The organism is Mesorhizobium sp. M0960 (assembly GCF_040319055.1).
Taxonomy (GTDB): domain Bacteria; phylum Pseudomonadota; class Alphaproteobacteria; order Rhizobiales; family Rhizobiaceae; genus Mesorhizobium.
This window is the reverse complement of the sequence record NZ_JAMYNN010000026.1, coordinates 16,549-34,014: the sequence shown is the minus strand read 5'-3', so window position 1 is coordinate 34,014 and position 17,466 is coordinate 16,549. Positions and strand designations below refer to the sequence as shown.

Here is a 17,466-nt window from a genome sequence, read left to right as displayed (position 1 = left end):
ATGAGTTACGCAGTTAAGGAAATATTTTATACCCTCCAAGGTGAGGGCCGCCAGGCCGGGCGCGCTGCTGTTTTTTGCCGTTTCGCCGGATGCAATCTTTGGTCTGGCAGGGAGGCCGATCGCCTGAAGGCCGTGTGCCAGTTTTGCGACACGGATTTTGTGGGCACGGATGGCGACGGCGGCGGTCGTTTTGCAACTTGCGATGACCTGGCTAGCGCCATCGAGGCGAAATGGTCACCCTCACTATCCCAGCGCAGGTTCGTCGTATTGACAGGCGGCGAACCCCTGCTCCAAATCGATCCGCCTCTCATCGATGCCCTGCATGACAAGCGGTTCGAGGTCGCCATCGAAACCAACGGTACGCTTACGCCACCTCCAGGGATCGACTGGGTTTGCGTTAGTCCAAAGTCAGGCACTGAAATCGCGATTAAAACCGGAAACGAACTCAAGTTAGTATTCCCGCAGGTGGGCGCAGAACCGCAGCGCTTTGAAGCACTGGCCTTCGATCATTTCCTGCTCCAGCCAATGGATGGGCCTGATCGCGCATCTAATACGCAGGACGCAGTTGCCTATTGCCTGGCGAACCCTCGTTGGCAACTCAGCCTTCAAACCCACAAGCAACTTGGAATCAGATGAAAATAACTCAGGCGTTCACCTTCGAGGCCGCGCACAGGTTGCCCCATGTTCCGTTGACGCACCGCTGTCACCGTATGCACGGTCATTCCTATCGAATCGAACTCCGCCTCGAGGGGCCCGTCGACTCTCATACCGGCTTCGTCGTCGACTTCTTCGACGTGGAGGCGGCGTTTAATCCATTGCTCCTTCAACTCGACCATTATTGTCTCAACGATGTCGAAGGCTTGGAAAACCCCACTGCCGAAAACATTGCAATCTGGATCTGGAACCGCATCAAGCCTGCCGTTCCGCAGACGTCTGCGGTTGTCGTCTACGAGACGCCTGACTGCTGGGCTGAATACGAAGGGTGAAGAGGACATCATGGAAGACTTCAAAGCAATCGTCCTGTTTTCCGGCGGGCAGGATTCAACCACCTGTCTTGCCTGGGCGCTGGAACGGTTCGCACATGTCGAGACGATCGGCTTCGACTATCGCCAACGCCATCGGGTCGAATTGGATGTGCGACCGCTGGTGTTGAATGCGTTTCGGGAGCGATTTCCAAAATGGACCGGCAAACTCGGCGAAGACCACCTCATCGATATTGCGGTGCTCAATCAAGTGAGCGAGACGGCCCTCACCCGTGACGTTGGGATCGTCATGCAGGCGAACGGTCTTCCTAACACTTTTGTGCCGGGACGAAATTTGCTCTTCATGACCTTTGCGGCTGCCGTAGCGTACCGGCGCGGCGCCAAGCATATCGTGACGGGTGTATGTGAAACCGACTATTCCGGTTATCCCGATTGCCGTGACGACACGATGAAAGCGATGCAACTCGCCCTCAATCTCGGCATGGATACGCGCTTTGTTGTTCACACGCCTTTGATGTGGATCGACAAGGCTGAGACATGGCGCTTGGCTCACAGCCTTGGTGGTGGTGTCCTCGTAGAATTGATCCGCGATGATACGCACACCTGTTACCAAGGCGATCGTACCCATCAACACGAGTGGGGTTGGGGGTGCGGTCAATGTCCGGCCTGCGAGTTGCGCGCGCAGGGATATCGGCAGTTTGCGACGCTGCCGGCGGCGGCGGCGCCGACACAGGAGGCTTCCAATGGCTGAGATCGATCGCCTGCGCAGGACAGAAGGTTTCCTGTTCCTCCTGTGCTTTGCTGGATCCATTCCGCTTGCGAACTGGCTAATCGGAAATGTTGGGACAACCTGCGTAGCGAAGGGTCCATGTCTGATTCCCGTGGCCCCCGGGCTTCAAGCTCCTAGCGGGGTGTTGGCGGTTGGTCTTGCCTTGGTACTGCGCGACCTTGTGCAGCGACGACTTGGGCTACGTTGGGCGATCGCCGCAATCGGGATCGGCGCCTTGTTGTCGGCGACTTTTGCGCCGCCGGCGCTTGTCGTCGCTTCCACTATCGCTTTTCTGTTGTCGGAAATGGCGGACTTGGCGGTCTACACTCCGATGCAGCGCCGCGGATTTGTCCGCGCGGCGATCGCAAGCAGTATGGTTGGGCTCGTTATCGACAGCATCGTGTTTCTCAGCCTCGCTTTCGGCTCGCTTGAATTCTTGGCCGGACAGGTAGTAGGCAAGAGTTGGATGGTGGTGGCCGCTTTGCCGGTGCTGGCGTTGTTAAGATCGCGAGATCGCAGGCTCGGTCTACTGCCCGCTTGACAATAGATTCTGTAGCTATTGAACTGCCTCTCGGAGGCTATTACCATTGGTGTCATCAAGGCGGACGGGACCTGCATCGTTGATTTGAGGCGAGATCTGAACTCGCCAAATCTGCCAAGCGGGAATCGTAGTTTAGCGGGCGGAAATAGAGGCTGGGTAACACAATAATAGATGGAAGAGGCGTTGCGTCAGGCAGTTGGCGCGACCGGGGGGTTGGACGTTGCAGAGAGGCGCTGGCTTCCGCTAGGACGAGCGGAGATCGTCTTGCGCTTCTCCGGTCTCTTGTTCGGCTGAGTGATGGGCGGGTCGATCTGCTCGCCGAAGGATTCGCATTATCGGACGATGAGCGTTCGAGCCTTACCCGCTTCGGTCTCGCAATCTCAGCAACAGGCACTGCTGTACGGCTCGTCGATGAGGATGATTCTCATGGACTAGTCGGTTTGAATGATGCTCTTCGGCTTGATACTCGGCAGCGCCAGACTCTCGAATCGTCGTCTGCGGATGCCGTTCTCATCCATTTAACTGAACACAAAGCGTACCGGAATGCTGCGCAGAAGTCTGCGGTACGCGCGCTTCTGACCCAACCGCCCGGATCAGGGCTATTGGTCAGTATGCCGACTGGTTCTGGCAAGAGCCTGTTGTTCCAAATTGCCGCCCTCCAGGGACGTCGATCGGAGCCCGGAGCTTGTGTGGTGGTGATCACACCAACAGTTGCGCTCGCGCTGGACCACGCCCGAACACTTTCGCAAATGAAAGGGCTGGAAGGCAGTCGCGCTCTAACGTCGGACACGCCCGCTGCCGAAGCTGGGCAGATAATCGACGCCTTCAGGCGGGGGGAGGTTCCAATCCTTCTGCTTTCGCCGGAGAAAGCCCTGAATCCTAGTATTATGAGACATGTCCTAGAGGCGGCGGCACCTACGTCAGTTCTGCACGGTCTCGATGCTCGCCTTACCCATCTGTTCGTTGATGAAGCACATATCGTCGAGAGTTGGGGTCGTGGGTTCCGGCCAGATTTCCAGCGCTTGCCCGGGCTGCTTTCTTCATTGCGAGATACGAACCCCAATATCTGCGCCGTTCTGTTGTCAGCGACGCTGCCGCTCGCGGCGCGGACCGTGCTGAGAGACGGATGGCGCCTTAAAGGACCGTGGCTGGAAATTGATGCACGCGTGCCGCGATATGAGCATGACGTCGTGGTGGCGAGTTTCGCATGGGACGATGCACGCGACCTAGCCCTCGACCACCTGATCGACCGGGCGCCGCGTCCTGCGATCGTCTACACTACCGAAGTTGAAGCCGCGCGGAAGATTCACGCTCGCCTCGGGAATCGCGGCTACGCCCGAACAGGGCTATTCACCGGTGAGACCCAAGGGAACGAGCGTCAGCGAATTGTGCAGTCGTGGTCCGACGACGAAATCGATTTGGTTGTGGCTACGTCCGCATTCGGCATGGGCATCGACAAGCCCGACGTGCGAACGGTAATCCACGCTTGCCTGCCCGAAGGGCCAGCGCGCTGGTATCAGGAAATCGGTCGCGCGTCGCGAGATGGAGGACAAGGACTGGCTGCATGCCTGTTCACCAAAGGTAACAGAGACAACGACATCACCAAAGCATATGGGCTGGCCACAACTGGTTGGCTCTCGCGCGAATTAGCCGAGGCGCGCTGGTCGGCTCTGCTGAACGCCGCACGAGACGTGCGATGGATGAACGGCCGGCGGTTTATGACGCTCAATCTTGATGCGGCTCGCGAAGGTTTGCCCCCCCGGTCAGGCGACTATAACCGCGGTTGGAATATGTCGCTTTTGACGTTGATGCAGCGTGCGGGCGTATTGGAAGTTCAGTCTGTGCCGACCATTGGCGATCAGCCCGGATCGCTGTGGCAGGTCGAAATCCTCGATCCCAGACTGCTTGGGACAGACAGATCGTCAGTGTGGGATGACGTGTCTATCGTCAGAGACCATGAACGCGCTCAAGCGCGCGCCGAACTCGAACCCTTTGTCGCGATCATGCGCCAACCGGAGCGGGCTTGCGTTACCCGCTCGGCGTTTGAACTCATTGAGCCCGATGCCTTGACGCCGCCGTGCGGGCGGTGCCCAGCTTGCCGCGCCACGGGTACGCTAGCACCCGAAAAGCTAAGGTGTGATGGCCTCGAATCGGTTTGGACCGACCAACCTGCTCCTGCAGGGCTTTTGCCCGCCGGGACTCACCTGCTCGTACCAAGCGACTCAGATTTCGAGTGGGGCCTTTCAGCATTACTTGGACGCTTAGCAGCCGCGCGGATCGAGCAGTATGTGGTTCCCGGCGCACTGGCCGACCGGACTGCGGGCGCGTTGGCCACGCTGCCCGTAAAGCTCGGCCTCGTCATGAGCACCGAGGAATGGTCTTCGACAGCTACGCCCGCTCGACTTAACACAGCTGTTCTGCTTCCGCATAACGACGGAGCCGCCGCCCGCTTGCTGGCTCAATTGGGCGATAAGAGGGACGCCTGGTCCGAGACGTCTTGGATAATCGTTGCAAGGTCGAATCGTGAACTGAATGGACGTCGTCTGGATCAGACGGTGTCGACAAGGGCTCCGTTGTCCGAGGGGCTTCTCGACAACTTGGTCGGGACTAGACTGGAGATTGCATGAGCGTTTTATCTCGTCCGCAGGGTTCGCCCGAGCGCGTCTGGTCCTTGATAGCAGGACTTGCCGCATTGGGCGGTCGGGCCAACAGAGAGACGCTCGAGGGGCTGTTCAATCCCGGCTATGTTAAGGCTGGAGTTCATCTTCGAACTAAGGAAGAGCTTGCAGGAGATTCGCTGGGGGCCGCTGTCAGCCTGGGGCTCCTAGAGACCGATCGGCATGATGCCTGGCTCGATGCAGCCGCCATGGCCTCCGATTTCGATTCATTTGCGGATCAGGTGCACGACCGGCTTACAGAACTTGAAAGCGGCCACACCGATGCCGTGATCCTGGAGGCCTACGCGTGGATTTTTGCGGAAAGCGACCGGCAGCGCGGGCTTGGGTGGATTTACGATTGGGGCAGGGATGAATTTGCCGACAAAGCAAACGACGCTCTTTTGGGAGAAGATGAAGAAGGCCGGCCGATGAATACGACGAAGATTGTGGCATGGCGACGCTGGCTGTCCTTCCTCGGTCTGGGCATTCCCCTGCCGCTCCCCAATGTGCCGGACTATCCGTCGCCTGCCGCCCGGATCACTCGCGAACTGGAGCGCGGGAGATTTGCCGCTGATGGCGAGTTGAGCGCTGATAAATTCCTCTCATTGATTTCCGAGCGGCAACCATATCTGGACCGCGGTCGTCTATACCTGCAGGCCTGCCAACGCATAGGCCACGTGCCGAAGTCGCGCATGCTGTCGCCGTTGTTAAGCATGGCGCTCCGTGACCTTCACGACGACAGAACGATCCAGCTCAGGATAAGGGGCGATGCTGCCGACGCAGTGGCGCTCTCGGACGATCCGGCCCATCCAGTGCAATCCTTCAATTTAGTTGCGTTTCGCAATTCAGGGCCCCAATCATGACCGCACAGCCGGTTTCAGCATGCTGGAAGTCCGCTGACGCTCGATCGATCTTTCTGACCGAAGCTCTAGAGGGCAGCGATGCCGTCTTCCTCGCGACGCACAGCCCAATCGAAGGGTTCGACGTCGATGGCCGGGATGCGGGAGAATTTGACAGCCATCATGAAAGGGCTGTCCTTGAGACCCTATCCGCACCCGACAGGCGGCATGCCTTCTGCGTGGTGCAAGGCGAGCCGGGATCCGGTAAGTCACACCTTATTCGATGGCTATCGGTGAACTGGCCCACGGAACTGGACGTCAAGCTTCTGCTTCGTCGAGCCGATGGCAGTCTTGAAGGCGCCCTGCGGCAACTGAAAGAGCGCCTGCCGTCGGAGTTCTCATCTCTGTTCGACAACCTGGGGCAGAAGCATCGCGCGTCGGCGCAGGGACGCGCTAACATATTCCTAAGCACACTCGCAAACACCTTAGAGCCGGCACATTTCGATCCGCCGATGGGGGATGAGGACTGGTGCTCCACGAATTCCCCAGCGGAATTGCTAGGGCATTCCTGGGTGAAGCAGCGCTGGAAGGGACCGACGCGAATTCTGGAGTTGTTGGAGGGTGCTGGTGGAGAAAGAAATTCCGCAACGGCCTCGTTCGATCTCTTCGACATCGAGGCACTAGCCGCCTGTTGCGGGCAGGTCTACGGCTCGGGAGTAACGGGCGGGGCGGAAAGGCTGGCGCAGCGTCTGATCCGGGAGGCCGAAACCATCCAGGCATTCCGCGAGGCAGGTTGGACCGCAGAAGAGACTGCGGTGAAAGCCTTAGCCGAATTGAAAACCAGTCTCAAATTCGTCGACGTTCTGAATCGCCGGCGCAACGATGCGATACAGAATGTGCTAGGCGTATCGGCACAGGGCCTGAAGACGCTGTTTCGAAGCGTGCGCCAGGCGCTGCAGGCGCGCGGTCAGCGTCTCGTTCTTTTGCTGGAGGACATCACCAGTTGGGAAGGCCTCGACGATAGCCTGATCGACGTGCTCGTGTTCAATGCGGATGCTCGGGGAGACGATGATCAAGACGATGTCTGCCCTTTGATTTCGGTCGTCGGTGTCACACCTGCCTATTACGACAAGCTCCCAGGCAACTATCGCCAGCGCATAACTCACGACATCCGTCTCGGTCAGTCGCATGGTGGACTCCAAGACGTGGCTACGCTGCGCGACCCGATCTCGCGCAGAAGGTTCGTGAGTCGCTACCTCGCAGCCGTGCGAGCCGGCATACCCGCCCTTACAAGCTGGCGCGACACGCTTCGCGGTGCGCCACAAACACCTCCCCCGAACGTGTGTGAACACTGCCCGCGACAGCCGTCATGCTTCGCGTCGTTCGGCAGCGACGATGGTGTCGGCCTTTTTCCCTTTACAGCCAACGCCGTCGAGCGGTTCTTCGATGCATTGAAGGAAAATGACAACGGTCAGACATGGCGTACGCCGCGCGGTTTGCTCCAGGCTGTCTTGAATCCGAACCTGGCACAGCCGGAGACGCTCGAGGCAGGCACTTATCCGGGGCCATTGATCGAAGCGACAGCGATCAGGGAAGACCGCAGGTCAGATCGGGTGCTGGCCCATCAGTTGGCGCAAATAGTTGCTAACCGCGTGTCAGGACAAGACGAACAGGCTCGGATGCGGCGGACGATAGCCTTCTGGGGCGATCCGGAGCGGTCCGTCACGACCGAAATAGAGGGTGAACTGGCCTTCGCGGGCGTTCGCCGCAGCCTCTTCGAGGCGTTCGCTCTTCCCTGGATCGGAGCCGATACTGCCAGTGGGAGCTTTGCGTCTGCGTCCGTGCCAACCGCTACCGCGGAGTCATTGTCCGCACCAGAATCACAACTGCCGGTCGAGCGAGAAGATCCGCCACCGCAATTGACGTCGATGCCTCACCTGCGCGGAATATCTCAGCGTCAAGCGGTCGTCGTCCCAAAGCCGCAGCGATTAGCTCCGAAACGCACCGAGATCGAGCAGCGCCGCGCCGAACTGAGAAGCTGGGCCTCCGGAAGCGCCATCGAAAACGCGAGTCGCTGGAACGCGATGCTATGGAATATTCTCAAGGACTTAAACCCGCGGAAGCTTGGCGTCTCGCGATTCTTATATGATCGCATTGTGACGCAAGACATGGTGAAGCTGGAGGGTAGCACCTCCGGTGGTCGAGACTATATCGTGATCGGACGCGACCCCTGGCTTATCGGAGGTCTCGAGGCTTACCTGGCGCTGCCCGCGTACCACACTCTGACTAGCGACGAGGCGGCGGCACACCGCCGGACTCTCGCTGTGATGATGCGGCGGCTTGAAGCACTTGTGCGGGACTATCTTAATCGTCGGATCCCAAGCTTGGCTTCCGACGCGCGGTGGGCACCGGCGGCGACGCTGGCGCAACTGCTGCTGGTTCGTGCCTGGCTTCGCGGAACCGTTTCCCCAGAAGCCAAATACGAGGAGCAGTTGTCGGCCATTTTGAGCGACGAGGCGGAGGCAGGTAGCGATCCCAGAGCGCGTTGTCAGCCGTGGCAGGATTGGCTGAACGCAACGGACAAGTGGCACGATCGAATTCGGAGCGCACTGCGTGAGATGGTGAGCCTTTCTATCGCGGATGGTACCGGCGGCGCCAGTCTGACGGACGTGAGTGATATTGCAGGTGCCTTAGTGCGGCTCCAAGACACCGCCAGAGTCGACGAAGTTCCCGAGTCTGATGGCGGAGGCTTGCCTGAGGAACTAAGAAAGGCCCGAGAACTGGCTCTGATTTGGCAAGAGAAGTGGGCCCTCATAGACCGAACTGAGTCGACGCAGATTCGAAATCGCTGTGAGACGCTGCTGGGTTTGCTTCGGACTCGGGCTGCAGACGAACATTTGAAGCGTGTCGACAATTGCGTGACGCGGATAGCCGAACTGTTGCCTACTGCGGGACCTGACAAGGTCTCGGCATGGAAGCAGGCTTATGCCAGAATCCTGCCGCGGTTGGAGGACGGGACTGGAGAGCGCGTTGAAGGCCTAATCGTTGCCCTTGAGGATCCGGACAGCGGTCTGCCTTCTAGGATAGCGGCACGATTTGGATGGTTGGCTCGAGCGCCTGCGAAGGACTTGGAAGAACTTCTTACTCTAACTCAATTGGGTGAAAGCGTAGTCGCGGTCCTCTATGCCTATGCACACGAGTGCGTTCGCGAGGCTGCAGGGGCAGGATCGCTCGAATCGGTTAAGGCCGTCGGGCAGGCCATGAAAGCGGCCGTAGCGAGTCTCGACGCAGCGAGGAGAGCAGCCGAATGACAGATGTGCTCGCTAACCTAGAAGGCCTGATGGATGAACTGCCCGGCGCCGTAGATCGACGGCGCCTTGGGGATCGGCTCAACCAGGCACTGACGACGCTTAGAGACGCCGACCTTCAGGTCGGCCGCTTAGCCGCATTGTTTATTTTGGCGGACGAAACGGAGTTCGGCCGCACCCAAGAACAGCAATTTCTCCTGAGTGAAGTGAAGCGTGAAGCCTGGGAGGTTGGTGGCGCACTAGAAACGGCCGAAACGGATAATGAACTCAGAGATGCAGTCTGGGACTACGAGAAAGAATTCTTGAAAGCGGTGAATGCCTTAGATCGCGCAAGCCGTTCGTGGTGGAGCGCGTTCACAGCCTCGCGATTTCAACCACTCGTTGGCTTTGGCGATCTGCTGGCCAAGATCGATGGTGTGGCAGATCTCGGTCAGCGCCTGGCCGACTGCGGGCGTCGTGCACAGGCCCAAGGCGCTGGGGGGTCGAGCGTCGACTTCTTGGCCTCTGTGCGTGAATTCATTACTGAGTTGGATGCATTGCAAGCTGAACGCGTCGCGGCTATCGGCGCGGGCGAGGTCGGCGATTTTTTGAACGCACTGGCCGAGCGCCGGGCGACCCTGAATATGGTAACGCCGGACGTTTACGATTGGCTTACAAAAAACCAAGCGCTCGAGCGCTTCAAAGTTGCACCTAGTTAGGCGAGGAACCGTGCGAGCAATCGCTGACTGACGCTTGCTTGCACTAAGGAATCGGTCATCAAGTCGCTGGGTTGTTGAACGCATCCTCGGCATCCGTCGACGCACAGGGGGGCACCAAGCCGATAAGCTTGGTCCGCTAGGCGTGCATCAGGGCTGAGCGATCCTTCAGTGGCTCCATCGAGGGCAGCATATGCTGAATGCAGGCGAGCTAATGTTTGTGTCGCACCGCTCTCTGCATCGGCAACGGCTGCGGTGGCGATCTCCCAGTCTTGGGCTGTGCGGCCGATCCGCTCCTGAACTCGTTGACGTACACCTTCAAGGTCATACGCCAGATCATATAGTGCGAAGGATTCCGCCTCGACCGTCTCCATACCGAACAGAATCCGAATCAGGGACCCGGGCAGCGACTCGTGCGGCGCCTCTGGCAATATCTCGACGGCGACTGCGGCCAACGCGGTTGGATCTCGCGGATCAAGTGCTCGCCAAGCGTCATGACGGTCATTCATTTCCCAGAAACGACGCAGAACTGAGTCCTCGTCCGCATTTGGACACTTGGCGAGGAAGCCATCCGACCAGTGGGCGAGCGCTCGATCCCAACCATTTTGGACGGCTCGGATTGTACCGTCACCGCAGGCGCCGGCCTCACAAATTGTGATCACGTCGTCGGTCTCGCCGCCGAACTGCACAGGCAAGCGCACGTGGGCGAGAAGGCGCCGATCATCGCCTTGCGCAACATGGGTGATCGATTGCTTCAGCCGCAGCGCAAGACTGTGCAGGACAAGGCTCCGGAGATAGCCGGCCATCGCCTCTGGCCGACTCGCTTCCGCCAGACTTTCTTGAACAAGCATCCGAAAAGCATCCCCGGAAAGGGCGGCAGCCGTCTTGGCAACTCGACGCGCGGTCATCATTGGGTGTTGAGCAAGCAAATGAGCACGGGTGTCCTCGAACAGGACTCCCAGTCGATCGCCCGACCAGAACTTAAGCAGGTGGGAAAGACGTTGCCGAAGCTCGCTGTCACCCGCCGCAGCTACAATTAAGTCCGCGCCTCGCCGTGCTTCGTAGGCATTGAGTCCCAGGCTTCGCGCGCGGCTTTCCACCAGGTAACGGGTAAACTGCGCGCCGCGCCAACGACGCTCGCCCTCGTCGGCTTCCATCTCAGCCTGCACTTCAGCCACGAATGCGTCTAGTCGCACTGAATCGAGACGGATGCGAATGCCTTCCGTTTCGACTTGGTAGCCGTGCAACAGTGGTCGACGAGTCTCAGGGTCAACGAACGTCTGCGTATAGGCAACGGGTTCCGCTCCATGCTGATCCAGGCGGACCTCGGCGTCCGCTCCCCAAAACACGCGAGCCACAGTAAGCCCTGCCGGCGATGACTGCACACCCGATCCGGCGTGCATGGTTACCTCGGCGACCCGAGTCGAGAGGGAATCAGTTGGCAACGCGCGGGCAGCACTTCGATCGGCCTCAACGAGAAGGAAGCCCCGAAGCTCACCGCGGCTATCATGCCTGATTGTTATGTCACCGTCGGACAACGATCGGATGGCCGGCACTCGTCCTTGGCTGTATCCCAGTTCGCCCGTCCAGTGCGCGCCAGCTACCCGTCCAAGACGTTCCAGCGTGACGGTAACGGGTCGACATAGGTCAGTATGCAGATCATTCAGTAGCGCCCGCGCTTCGAGTGGAAGATCCGAAAGTAGCGTCTGAGCGTCAGCACGCATTTGGTGACGATGTGCAGTCGCGTAGTCTGCCTGCGCAAACCAGGGAGCCTTTCCTTGTTGAGGTGTTAGCCAGTGCACGACGGTCGGATTGAATCTTCGCGTCGCGTTGCCAGGCGCTACGGTAGGCAACACCAAGCTTACGTCTTCCCGCCCACCGCCAATGACCTCTGGTCCATCAACCGTCACGGCCGGCAGGTTGACGGTGTCAAAAAGAAGGTCAGGCGCCCAGATGAGATCTTTTCGGAGGTCAGTGAAGAAGCGGAGCGGGGTCCCTCGGCTAGCGGCGCGAGCGGCGGACCAGAACTCCACTACGTCGCGGACGCCGAACGCCTGCCAAACATTTGCCCCCAACACCATCTCAACGAATCGACCGGCTTCCGTGAGTGCCTCCGGAACCGGCTCATGTGCATTGTCTAGAGCCTGGCCGCGCTGGAACTGCCATCTTGCAAGGCTGTCCAACAGCGCCGAGAGGGCCTGGCCTCGCCGCACGAACACATTGTCCGGATTGAGCGGCATTTCGAAACCGCTAGGGGACACCATCTCGTGGGGTCGTCGGAACCACCAGCTATCGCGGGGCGAATAGAGCGACAAAGTCACCGCAGTGATCGGGCGGTCGTCAACGCCGCGTCCACCGCGCCCCTTCCGTTGCACGAAACTGGCGAGATTTTGTGGCGCATAGTGCTGGTAGACGAGGGTAATGTCGGGATCGTCGTAACCTACCTCAAGCGAGGATGTCGCGAAGACCACGTCCGCGCCTTTAACCAGACCTTCCGCATCGCTGCTCGTTCCCGAGTAGATGGGGGTGCGGGCGACTCGGAGTGGGGCGCCGGGCCGCCTGAGGCCGTGTGCGCCGCGTTGTCTGAGGTCATTGGCGGCAAACCACCAACATTCGCCGTCAGAGAAGTGATCACAGCCGACGGGCTCGCCGCAGCAGGCGGTCTGCGGCTCGCCACGCGCATCATCGCCATATGCTTTGGTTCGGTAGGCGGCGAGTTCCTGACCCTCCTCGGCGTCGACATAGGCCCCGTGAAGCCGACGCATTTTGTCGATGGAGTCGAAGAAGACCAGAGATCGATAGCCTCCGTCTTTACCCGTCCGCCGTCGCATGCCGTGACCGAGACACATGAGGCTCTGAATTGTCGTGGATGCACCCGCGATATCGGAACCACGTGACTCGACCTCCGGCTGGATGAAGTAGAAATACTCTCGGCCGCGAGGGTTGGGATCGGCTTCGTCCGGCGTCGGGCGGATCACGGCCACGTGGTCTCGACCGATCAGCTTCCCCCAGGACCGCGCCGGATTCCCAATTGTTGCGCTCATGCCGATCGCAACCATAGGGCGTCCATCCGCATCGTTCGACTGTGCACGGACCGCCAATCGGCGAAGCGCTAACCCGACCTGAGCTCCATGAATGTGCGTATAGAGGTGGATTTCGTCTGCGAGCAGAGCACGCGGCGGTTTGAATTTTGGAGAGTCACCGAAAAGAGCCCCCTGGCGATCGTCGTGCATCCATTGGTGAAGACTATCCGTGGTCGGCAGGAAAATGGCCGGAGGCCGAACCTGCAACTGCGCCTTCGATCCGATCCATCCGTCATAGCGCCAATCGCCCTTAGAACAGATCAGTGCGTCAGCTCCGGCATAGCCACCGCCCGGTTTCAAACGTAAAGGAGCCGCGCATTGAGGGCAGGCGAAGAAAGGGAAAATGAAGGCGTCGGGCCCGGCCGGCTTCCAAGCCTCTTGGTAGCGTAAGTGCATGGACTCGAAGCTGTTCGGAACATCTCCGACCTGGAGTCCAAGCGTAAGCAGTGGCAACTCTGGCACTGTTGCACATGCTGCAAGGTAGCCAGCGAGTCGTTGGGCCTGGTTAGCTGCTAGTCTTATCCGTGGATAGGCCAGAACAGCGCGCACACCATCCACACCCTGCAGCCGATCCGCCAGCGCACCAGCGATGATTGGCAGCACAGCGGCTTCAGTCTTGCCTGACCCAGTATCCGCGGCGATCGCCAAAGTCGGAGGGCCATCTCCATGCCAAGCGGCCAGTCCCTGCTCCAAACCCCGGACTTGGAATGCGGCAAGCGCGGCGCCTTCCCCCCATAGGTTTACAAGCGCACTACCTAGGCCCCTCAAGGCTTGCGCCTGAACGTCCGTAGCCTGGGAGGCCGTGCGATTGATTACGGCAGTCAGTTGGTGATCGCGCTTTGGCTTGTCGCGATCGAGGAGTTCAATCTTGAGGCTTCGGACGAGATATGGACGACGGTCTGCGTCGTCCGATCGGAAGCGCTGCTTTACGTAACGCAATTCGCGGCCGAGTTCGGCCATTCGTGTGCGCACGCGGCTGTCGTCAGCAAGTATCACATGGCCTGCTTTTTCTAAGCGTGAAAGCATTTCGGTCGCGTCGTCTGGCACCAGGCTAGTCTTGCGCGCCAATTCAACCACCGAGGTCCACGCGTCGAACACCCCAAAGTTGATTCGGTTGGATTCGAGGCGTTCTAGGCTGTTCAACAGCTCGAAGTCCGCGTCGCGAAGTTCTGGAGCAGTCGCCTCACCTTCGGGCTCTAGCGGATCAGCCACTCCTTTAGGCAGTTCAACGGTCATAGAACCGCCTGCCGCTCCTAGTGTAACCAAACCTTCCGCTTCAAGCCTTTGTAGGATGGGAAGGAGCGCGTCCTTGCCGCCTTCGGTCATCCACGCGAACCGGTCTCGGACGCGGTCATAGAAGGCGTAGCGGCCGCTCTTGGCCTCCCGCACAACTAACTCGATACGAGCGCGCAGAGTGTCAAGATCTGCGGGGTAGACACGCCGTGCAGTTTCAAACGGACGCGCGGACCAGAACAACCCATATGGTCCAGTCCGCTGTTCCAGTGAAACCCAGCCGAGCAAATGTAGCGCCCGCGCTTCGGCAAACGGCTCTGACGGGCGTGCCAGCGCTTTCCGAACGTTAGAGAGCGCTGCCGACCCGTGCCGGCCTTGAGTCGCGACGTGGCGGATGGCTTTCAAGACGCCTTCGAGTGCAAGGGTCATTTCCGAGGGCGGTGCGGGGGCGACGAGATTGGGCGTGAGGTCAAGCGCGGCCTCTTCACCTGTGAATCCCCGCGTTCGGACCTGCAAACGCACAAGCCGACCCGCCGGTCCATCTAGTTCGATTTCAGTGCGCGCATCACAAGAGAACACGAACTCTCGGAGGACTTCGGCCTTATCCATTACTTCCTGCTCAGTTGGCACACATTCAAGCAGGCGCCGGCTGACTATGAGGACCAATTTTGTGCGCGCCCGGGTGGAAGCGACGTTCAATCGCTCGGGCGAGAAGATGAAGTCGCCCTCGGCTAGTGCGAACTCTGGATCAGCGACGCAATATGAAAGGAGAACAACGTCGCGTTCCTTGCCTTGAATACGATCCACAGTTTCTACGAAGGCGTTGGCGCGTATCGAATCCGGCAAAGCTCTACGAATGGCAGCGTTTTGCGCTCGGTGTGGGCTGACAATAGCAACAACGTCAGTCCAGAATCGATCGGGTGCGGTCGGCGCTCCGTCCGCGTCGACCACCCTGCCCTCTAGTGCGGTGGCCAATCGAGCTACGAGCCCAGCCTCGAAGGGATTCGCGGTGGCCGCCGCAGGTCCATCGTGAACAAGCACCACAACTGGAAGAGCCGGATCGAGCGCGACGCGAGAGACTAAATCCAATCCATCCATCCATCCCGATCGCAGGGCCAGACGGTTTTCCGGCACGGCCGATACATATTGCCCGGGGTAGAACTTGCGCTCTGGAAAGTTGGCAAGCGGCTCGTTGAGACGGAAAGTCTCATCCAGAGCGAACTCAGCGGCCTTGGCCGATTTGAGAAAGGCATAGAGTGAGCCGCCGAGATCCCGACCAGCGATACGCGTTTCTCGCGCTGCACGAACCGGCGGCAGTTGCTGATCATCCCCAGCAACGACTACACGTCCACCCGGCGCGAGGCCTGCTAGGGCCATCAGGCCGTGGCCAAGTACCATCTGCGACGCCTCGTCTATGCAGATGAGGTCGAAGAGAGGGGCCGTCGGACCGTTCGCACTCGGCACGCCGCCGCCTGTAAGCAGGCGATACAAGGACCAGATCGTTGCCCCAACAACCGCACGGCCAGAACCGATTGCGTCAAGAAGTTCGTCCTCGTCACCCCGGCCAAGAACCACGACGCCGTCGGACAAGCCGGCCGCTGGCGGAGCTCCATAATAGAATGGGCGGGGAGCATCCCGAGCATGAAGAGCTTGGCGCTTAACCACTGCATCCAGCACGTTACCAACGGCATTTTTTGTGAACGCTGTTACGAAAGTTCTGGCGGGTAGGGCGAAGCCGGCTCTGGTCACACCATAGCCAGTGATCAGCCAAGACAAGAGGTGCGTCTTCCCCGTTCCAGGCGGACCGAGTATCAGCCCCGTTCGTCGATCGGCGAGACCGCGCCAAGCGGCAACCTGAGCTACGCGGAGCGCTCGGTCCTGCTCAGCAGCGATGGAGGGAAGTGCAAAATCTTCTAGGCCCGCGAGCCACACATCTGGATCAGTCGCGGTTGCAGCGAATGCTTCGGGATTCCGCAAAAAAGCAAGGACGTCTTTCCGTACGGTCATGCAACGTCTTCCGCGGCGAGGAAACTGAGATACGCGTCGGCTTTGGCTGCGTTCAGATCGATGAAAGTCTGGTCGAGCCACCACCTGTCCTGGCCGGCGCGCCGCATCAAATCCTGGAAAGGAACCCCGTCAAATACCCGGCGATGTACCGAGATACGAATTATGTTCGCCGCATCTTCGAAGCGGGGATCGCGAAGGGTGCAGGCTAACTGGGGCCAAAGGCGTGGCTCCAGCACGAGGTCCGGTTCACCATCGCTTAAAATAAGGCCAAAAGCGCCAGCTGCAACTTCGGCGTCCTGGGCTTCAGGGGGTACGGCAAAAATCAGAAGCGCGTCTCTCTGTTTCGGCGTCGCGCTGAGGATCCGCATTGGCCCTACAGCGCGGCCGGCATCGCGGCGAACGCGAGTGGGCTGTGCGAGGCGGATAAGTGTGTCGAGGAGACCGGAGCGGTTCTCTAGGAGTTCGAAGGCGCGTAGCACATCAATATCGCCGGCCGCCAAGGGGTCAAACGTCGCTTGAAGCCGAAACGGTAGCTTGTTCAGTCGCAGCATTGGTAAGCCACCCGCTTCCGTTCGGCGCTTATGCTCCGCCTGCAGCCATTCTGCCACGGCTCGTGTCGCCCGCATACGCGCGGCCACATCCGCGCGAACCGCGTCGCTATCCGGAGATCCGCGACGCCTTTCGCGAAGCCCCCGGCTAACCTCGATAGCAAGAAGCGAGGAGAACGGGCGTTCGAAAGCTGGATCAGGTAAATAGGGTTCGGAGATTAGGCCGTCACTGGCTAGTGCGGCTGAGACCTGACGTAAGTCGTGCGAGACGGTTACCGGCAGAGCAAATAGTTGCTCGACCACAGTTCGGAGCGCCGTGGCTGGAAGATGCTGCATTCCGCGAAACTCTGGTTCAGGCACGACGTCATCGGGCGGGAAGAGGCGAACCATGTGCAACAATCCGCCGCGAACTCGCGGATCGTCGAGATGGCGTTTCACGGCATTCTGCAGTGCTATGGCTTCTGTCGCTTCGTAAAGGATAATGTGGGCATGAATGCCGCCTGGGCTGGACGCGGCGTTGCGAGTGTCGACAGCAACGAGATCGGCAATGATCTGGTTGAACACGCGTACGAGTGCGTCGGCCTCCGCGCGCCGATCTGCTGTCGGCAGAACCTCGATATGCTCTCGAACCTGGTCTCCCTCGACGTAAAGGTAACCGAGGGTGACTAAGCTATCGTCCACAGGATCGTGATCGGCGACGAGGTAAAGAGCTGCCTCTATCCGAGGCGGCATGAGAAAACTATGCGGGTCCACGCCAGGTAGGACGCTGTTGTCACGTAGCGCCTTGGCTCGCGCCACCAGAG

At 59.6% G+C, this 17,466-nt stretch carries 10 protein-coding genes; 8 read left to right on the top strand and 2 right to left on the bottom strand.

Annotated features, from left to right (window positions below; translation table 11 throughout):
- The 8 genes from queE to NKH63_RS28735 all read left to right on the top strand — a co-directional run bounded on the left by queE (position 1) and on the right by NKH63_RS28735 (position 9,795).
- The gene (gene queE, locus NKH63_RS28770; RefSeq protein ID WP_352919866.1) at positions 1 to 636 is read left to right on the top strand and encodes a 7-carboxy-7-deazaguanine synthase; all 636 of its coding nucleotides are present in this window, start codon (positions 1 to 3) and stop codon (positions 634 to 636) included.
- Positions 633 to 986, top strand: a complete 354-nt coding sequence (queD, locus tag NKH63_RS28765) for a 6-carboxytetrahydropterin synthase QueD (RefSeq protein ID WP_352919863.1) — start codon at positions 633 to 635, stop codon at positions 984 to 986. The genes queE and queD overlap by 4 nt, the downstream gene beginning before the upstream one ends.
- Positions 987 to 996: 10 nt before the next feature.
- Positions 997 to 1,734: a 7-cyano-7-deazaguanine synthase QueC gene (gene queC, locus NKH63_RS28760; protein ID WP_352919860.1), complete on the top strand. Its 738-nt coding sequence runs from the start codon at positions 997 to 999 to the stop codon at positions 1,732 to 1,734.
- Complete coding sequence (locus tag NKH63_RS28755; RefSeq protein ID WP_352919857.1) at positions 1,727 to 2,293, top strand: VUT family protein; 567 nt, start codon at positions 1,727 to 1,729, stop codon at positions 2,291 to 2,293. Before queC ends, NKH63_RS28755 begins: the two co-directional genes overlap by 8 nt.
- A gap of 440 nt (positions 2,294 to 2,733) precedes the next feature.
- Positions 2,734 to 4,920 carry a DEAD/DEAH box helicase gene (locus NKH63_RS28750; protein ID WP_352919854.1) on the top strand — a complete coding sequence of 729 codons (2,187 nt, stop codon included), beginning with the start codon at positions 2,734 to 2,736 and terminating at the stop codon, positions 4,918 to 4,920.
- On the top strand, positions 4,917 to 5,813 hold the full coding sequence (locus tag NKH63_RS28745; RefSeq protein WP_352919851.1) for a hypothetical protein: 897 nt from the start codon (positions 4,917 to 4,919) through the stop codon (positions 5,811 to 5,813). The genes NKH63_RS28750 and NKH63_RS28745 overlap by 4 nt, the downstream gene beginning before the upstream one ends.
- The gene (locus tag NKH63_RS28740; RefSeq protein WP_352919848.1) at positions 5,810 to 9,100 is read left to right on the top strand and encodes a hypothetical protein; all 3,291 of its coding nucleotides are present in this window, start codon (positions 5,810 to 5,812) and stop codon (positions 9,098 to 9,100) included. The genes NKH63_RS28745 and NKH63_RS28740 overlap by 4 nt, the downstream gene beginning before the upstream one ends.
- Complete coding sequence (locus tag NKH63_RS28735) at positions 9,097 to 9,795, top strand: hypothetical protein (protein WP_352919845.1); 699 nt, start codon at positions 9,097 to 9,099, stop codon at positions 9,793 to 9,795. Before NKH63_RS28740 ends, NKH63_RS28735 begins: the two co-directional genes overlap by 4 nt.
- Here the strand turns inward: NKH63_RS28735 and NKH63_RS28730 are convergent.
- On the bottom strand, positions 9,792 to 16,115 hold the full coding sequence (locus NKH63_RS28730) for an AAA domain-containing protein (protein ID WP_352919842.1): 6,324 nt from the start codon (positions 16,113 to 16,115) through the stop codon (positions 9,792 to 9,794). The genes NKH63_RS28735 and NKH63_RS28730 overlap by 4 nt on opposite strands.
- Entirely contained in the window at positions 16,112 to 17,461 is a 1,350-nt protein-coding gene (locus NKH63_RS28725; protein WP_352919840.1) for a hypothetical protein, read from the bottom strand. Before NKH63_RS28725 ends, NKH63_RS28730 begins: the two co-directional genes overlap by 4 nt.
- Positions 17,462 to 17,466 lie beyond the last annotated feature (5 nt).

What these genes read in the sequence shown, in the direction of transcription:
- NKH63_RS28730 (WP_352919842.1), bottom strand. Translation starts at nt 16,115, where the DNA reads ATGACCGTACGGAAAGACGTCCTTGCTTTTTTGCGGAATCCCGAAGCA.
- queC (WP_352919860.1), top strand. Translation starts at nt 997, where the DNA reads ATGGAAGACTTCAAAGCAATCGTCCTGTTTTCCGGCGGGCAGGATTCA.
- NKH63_RS28755 (WP_352919857.1), top strand. Translation starts at nt 1,727, where the DNA reads ATGGCTGAGATCGATCGCCTGCGCAGGACAGAAGGTTTCCTGTTCCTC.
- NKH63_RS28745 (WP_352919851.1), top strand. Translation starts at nt 4,917, where the DNA reads ATGAGCGTTTTATCTCGTCCGCAGGGTTCGCCCGAGCGCGTCTGGTCC.
- queD (WP_352919863.1), top strand. Translation starts at nt 633, where the DNA reads ATGAAAATAACTCAGGCGTTCACCTTCGAGGCCGCGCACAGGTTGCCC.
- NKH63_RS28735 (WP_352919845.1), top strand. Translation starts at nt 9,097, where the DNA reads ATGACAGATGTGCTCGCTAACCTAGAAGGCCTGATGGATGAACTGCCC.
- queE (WP_352919866.1), top strand. Translation starts at nt 1, where the DNA reads ATGAGTTACGCAGTTAAGGAAATATTTTATACCCTCCAAGGTGAGGGC.
- NKH63_RS28740 (WP_352919848.1), top strand. Translation starts at nt 5,810, where the DNA reads ATGACCGCACAGCCGGTTTCAGCATGCTGGAAGTCCGCTGACGCTCGA.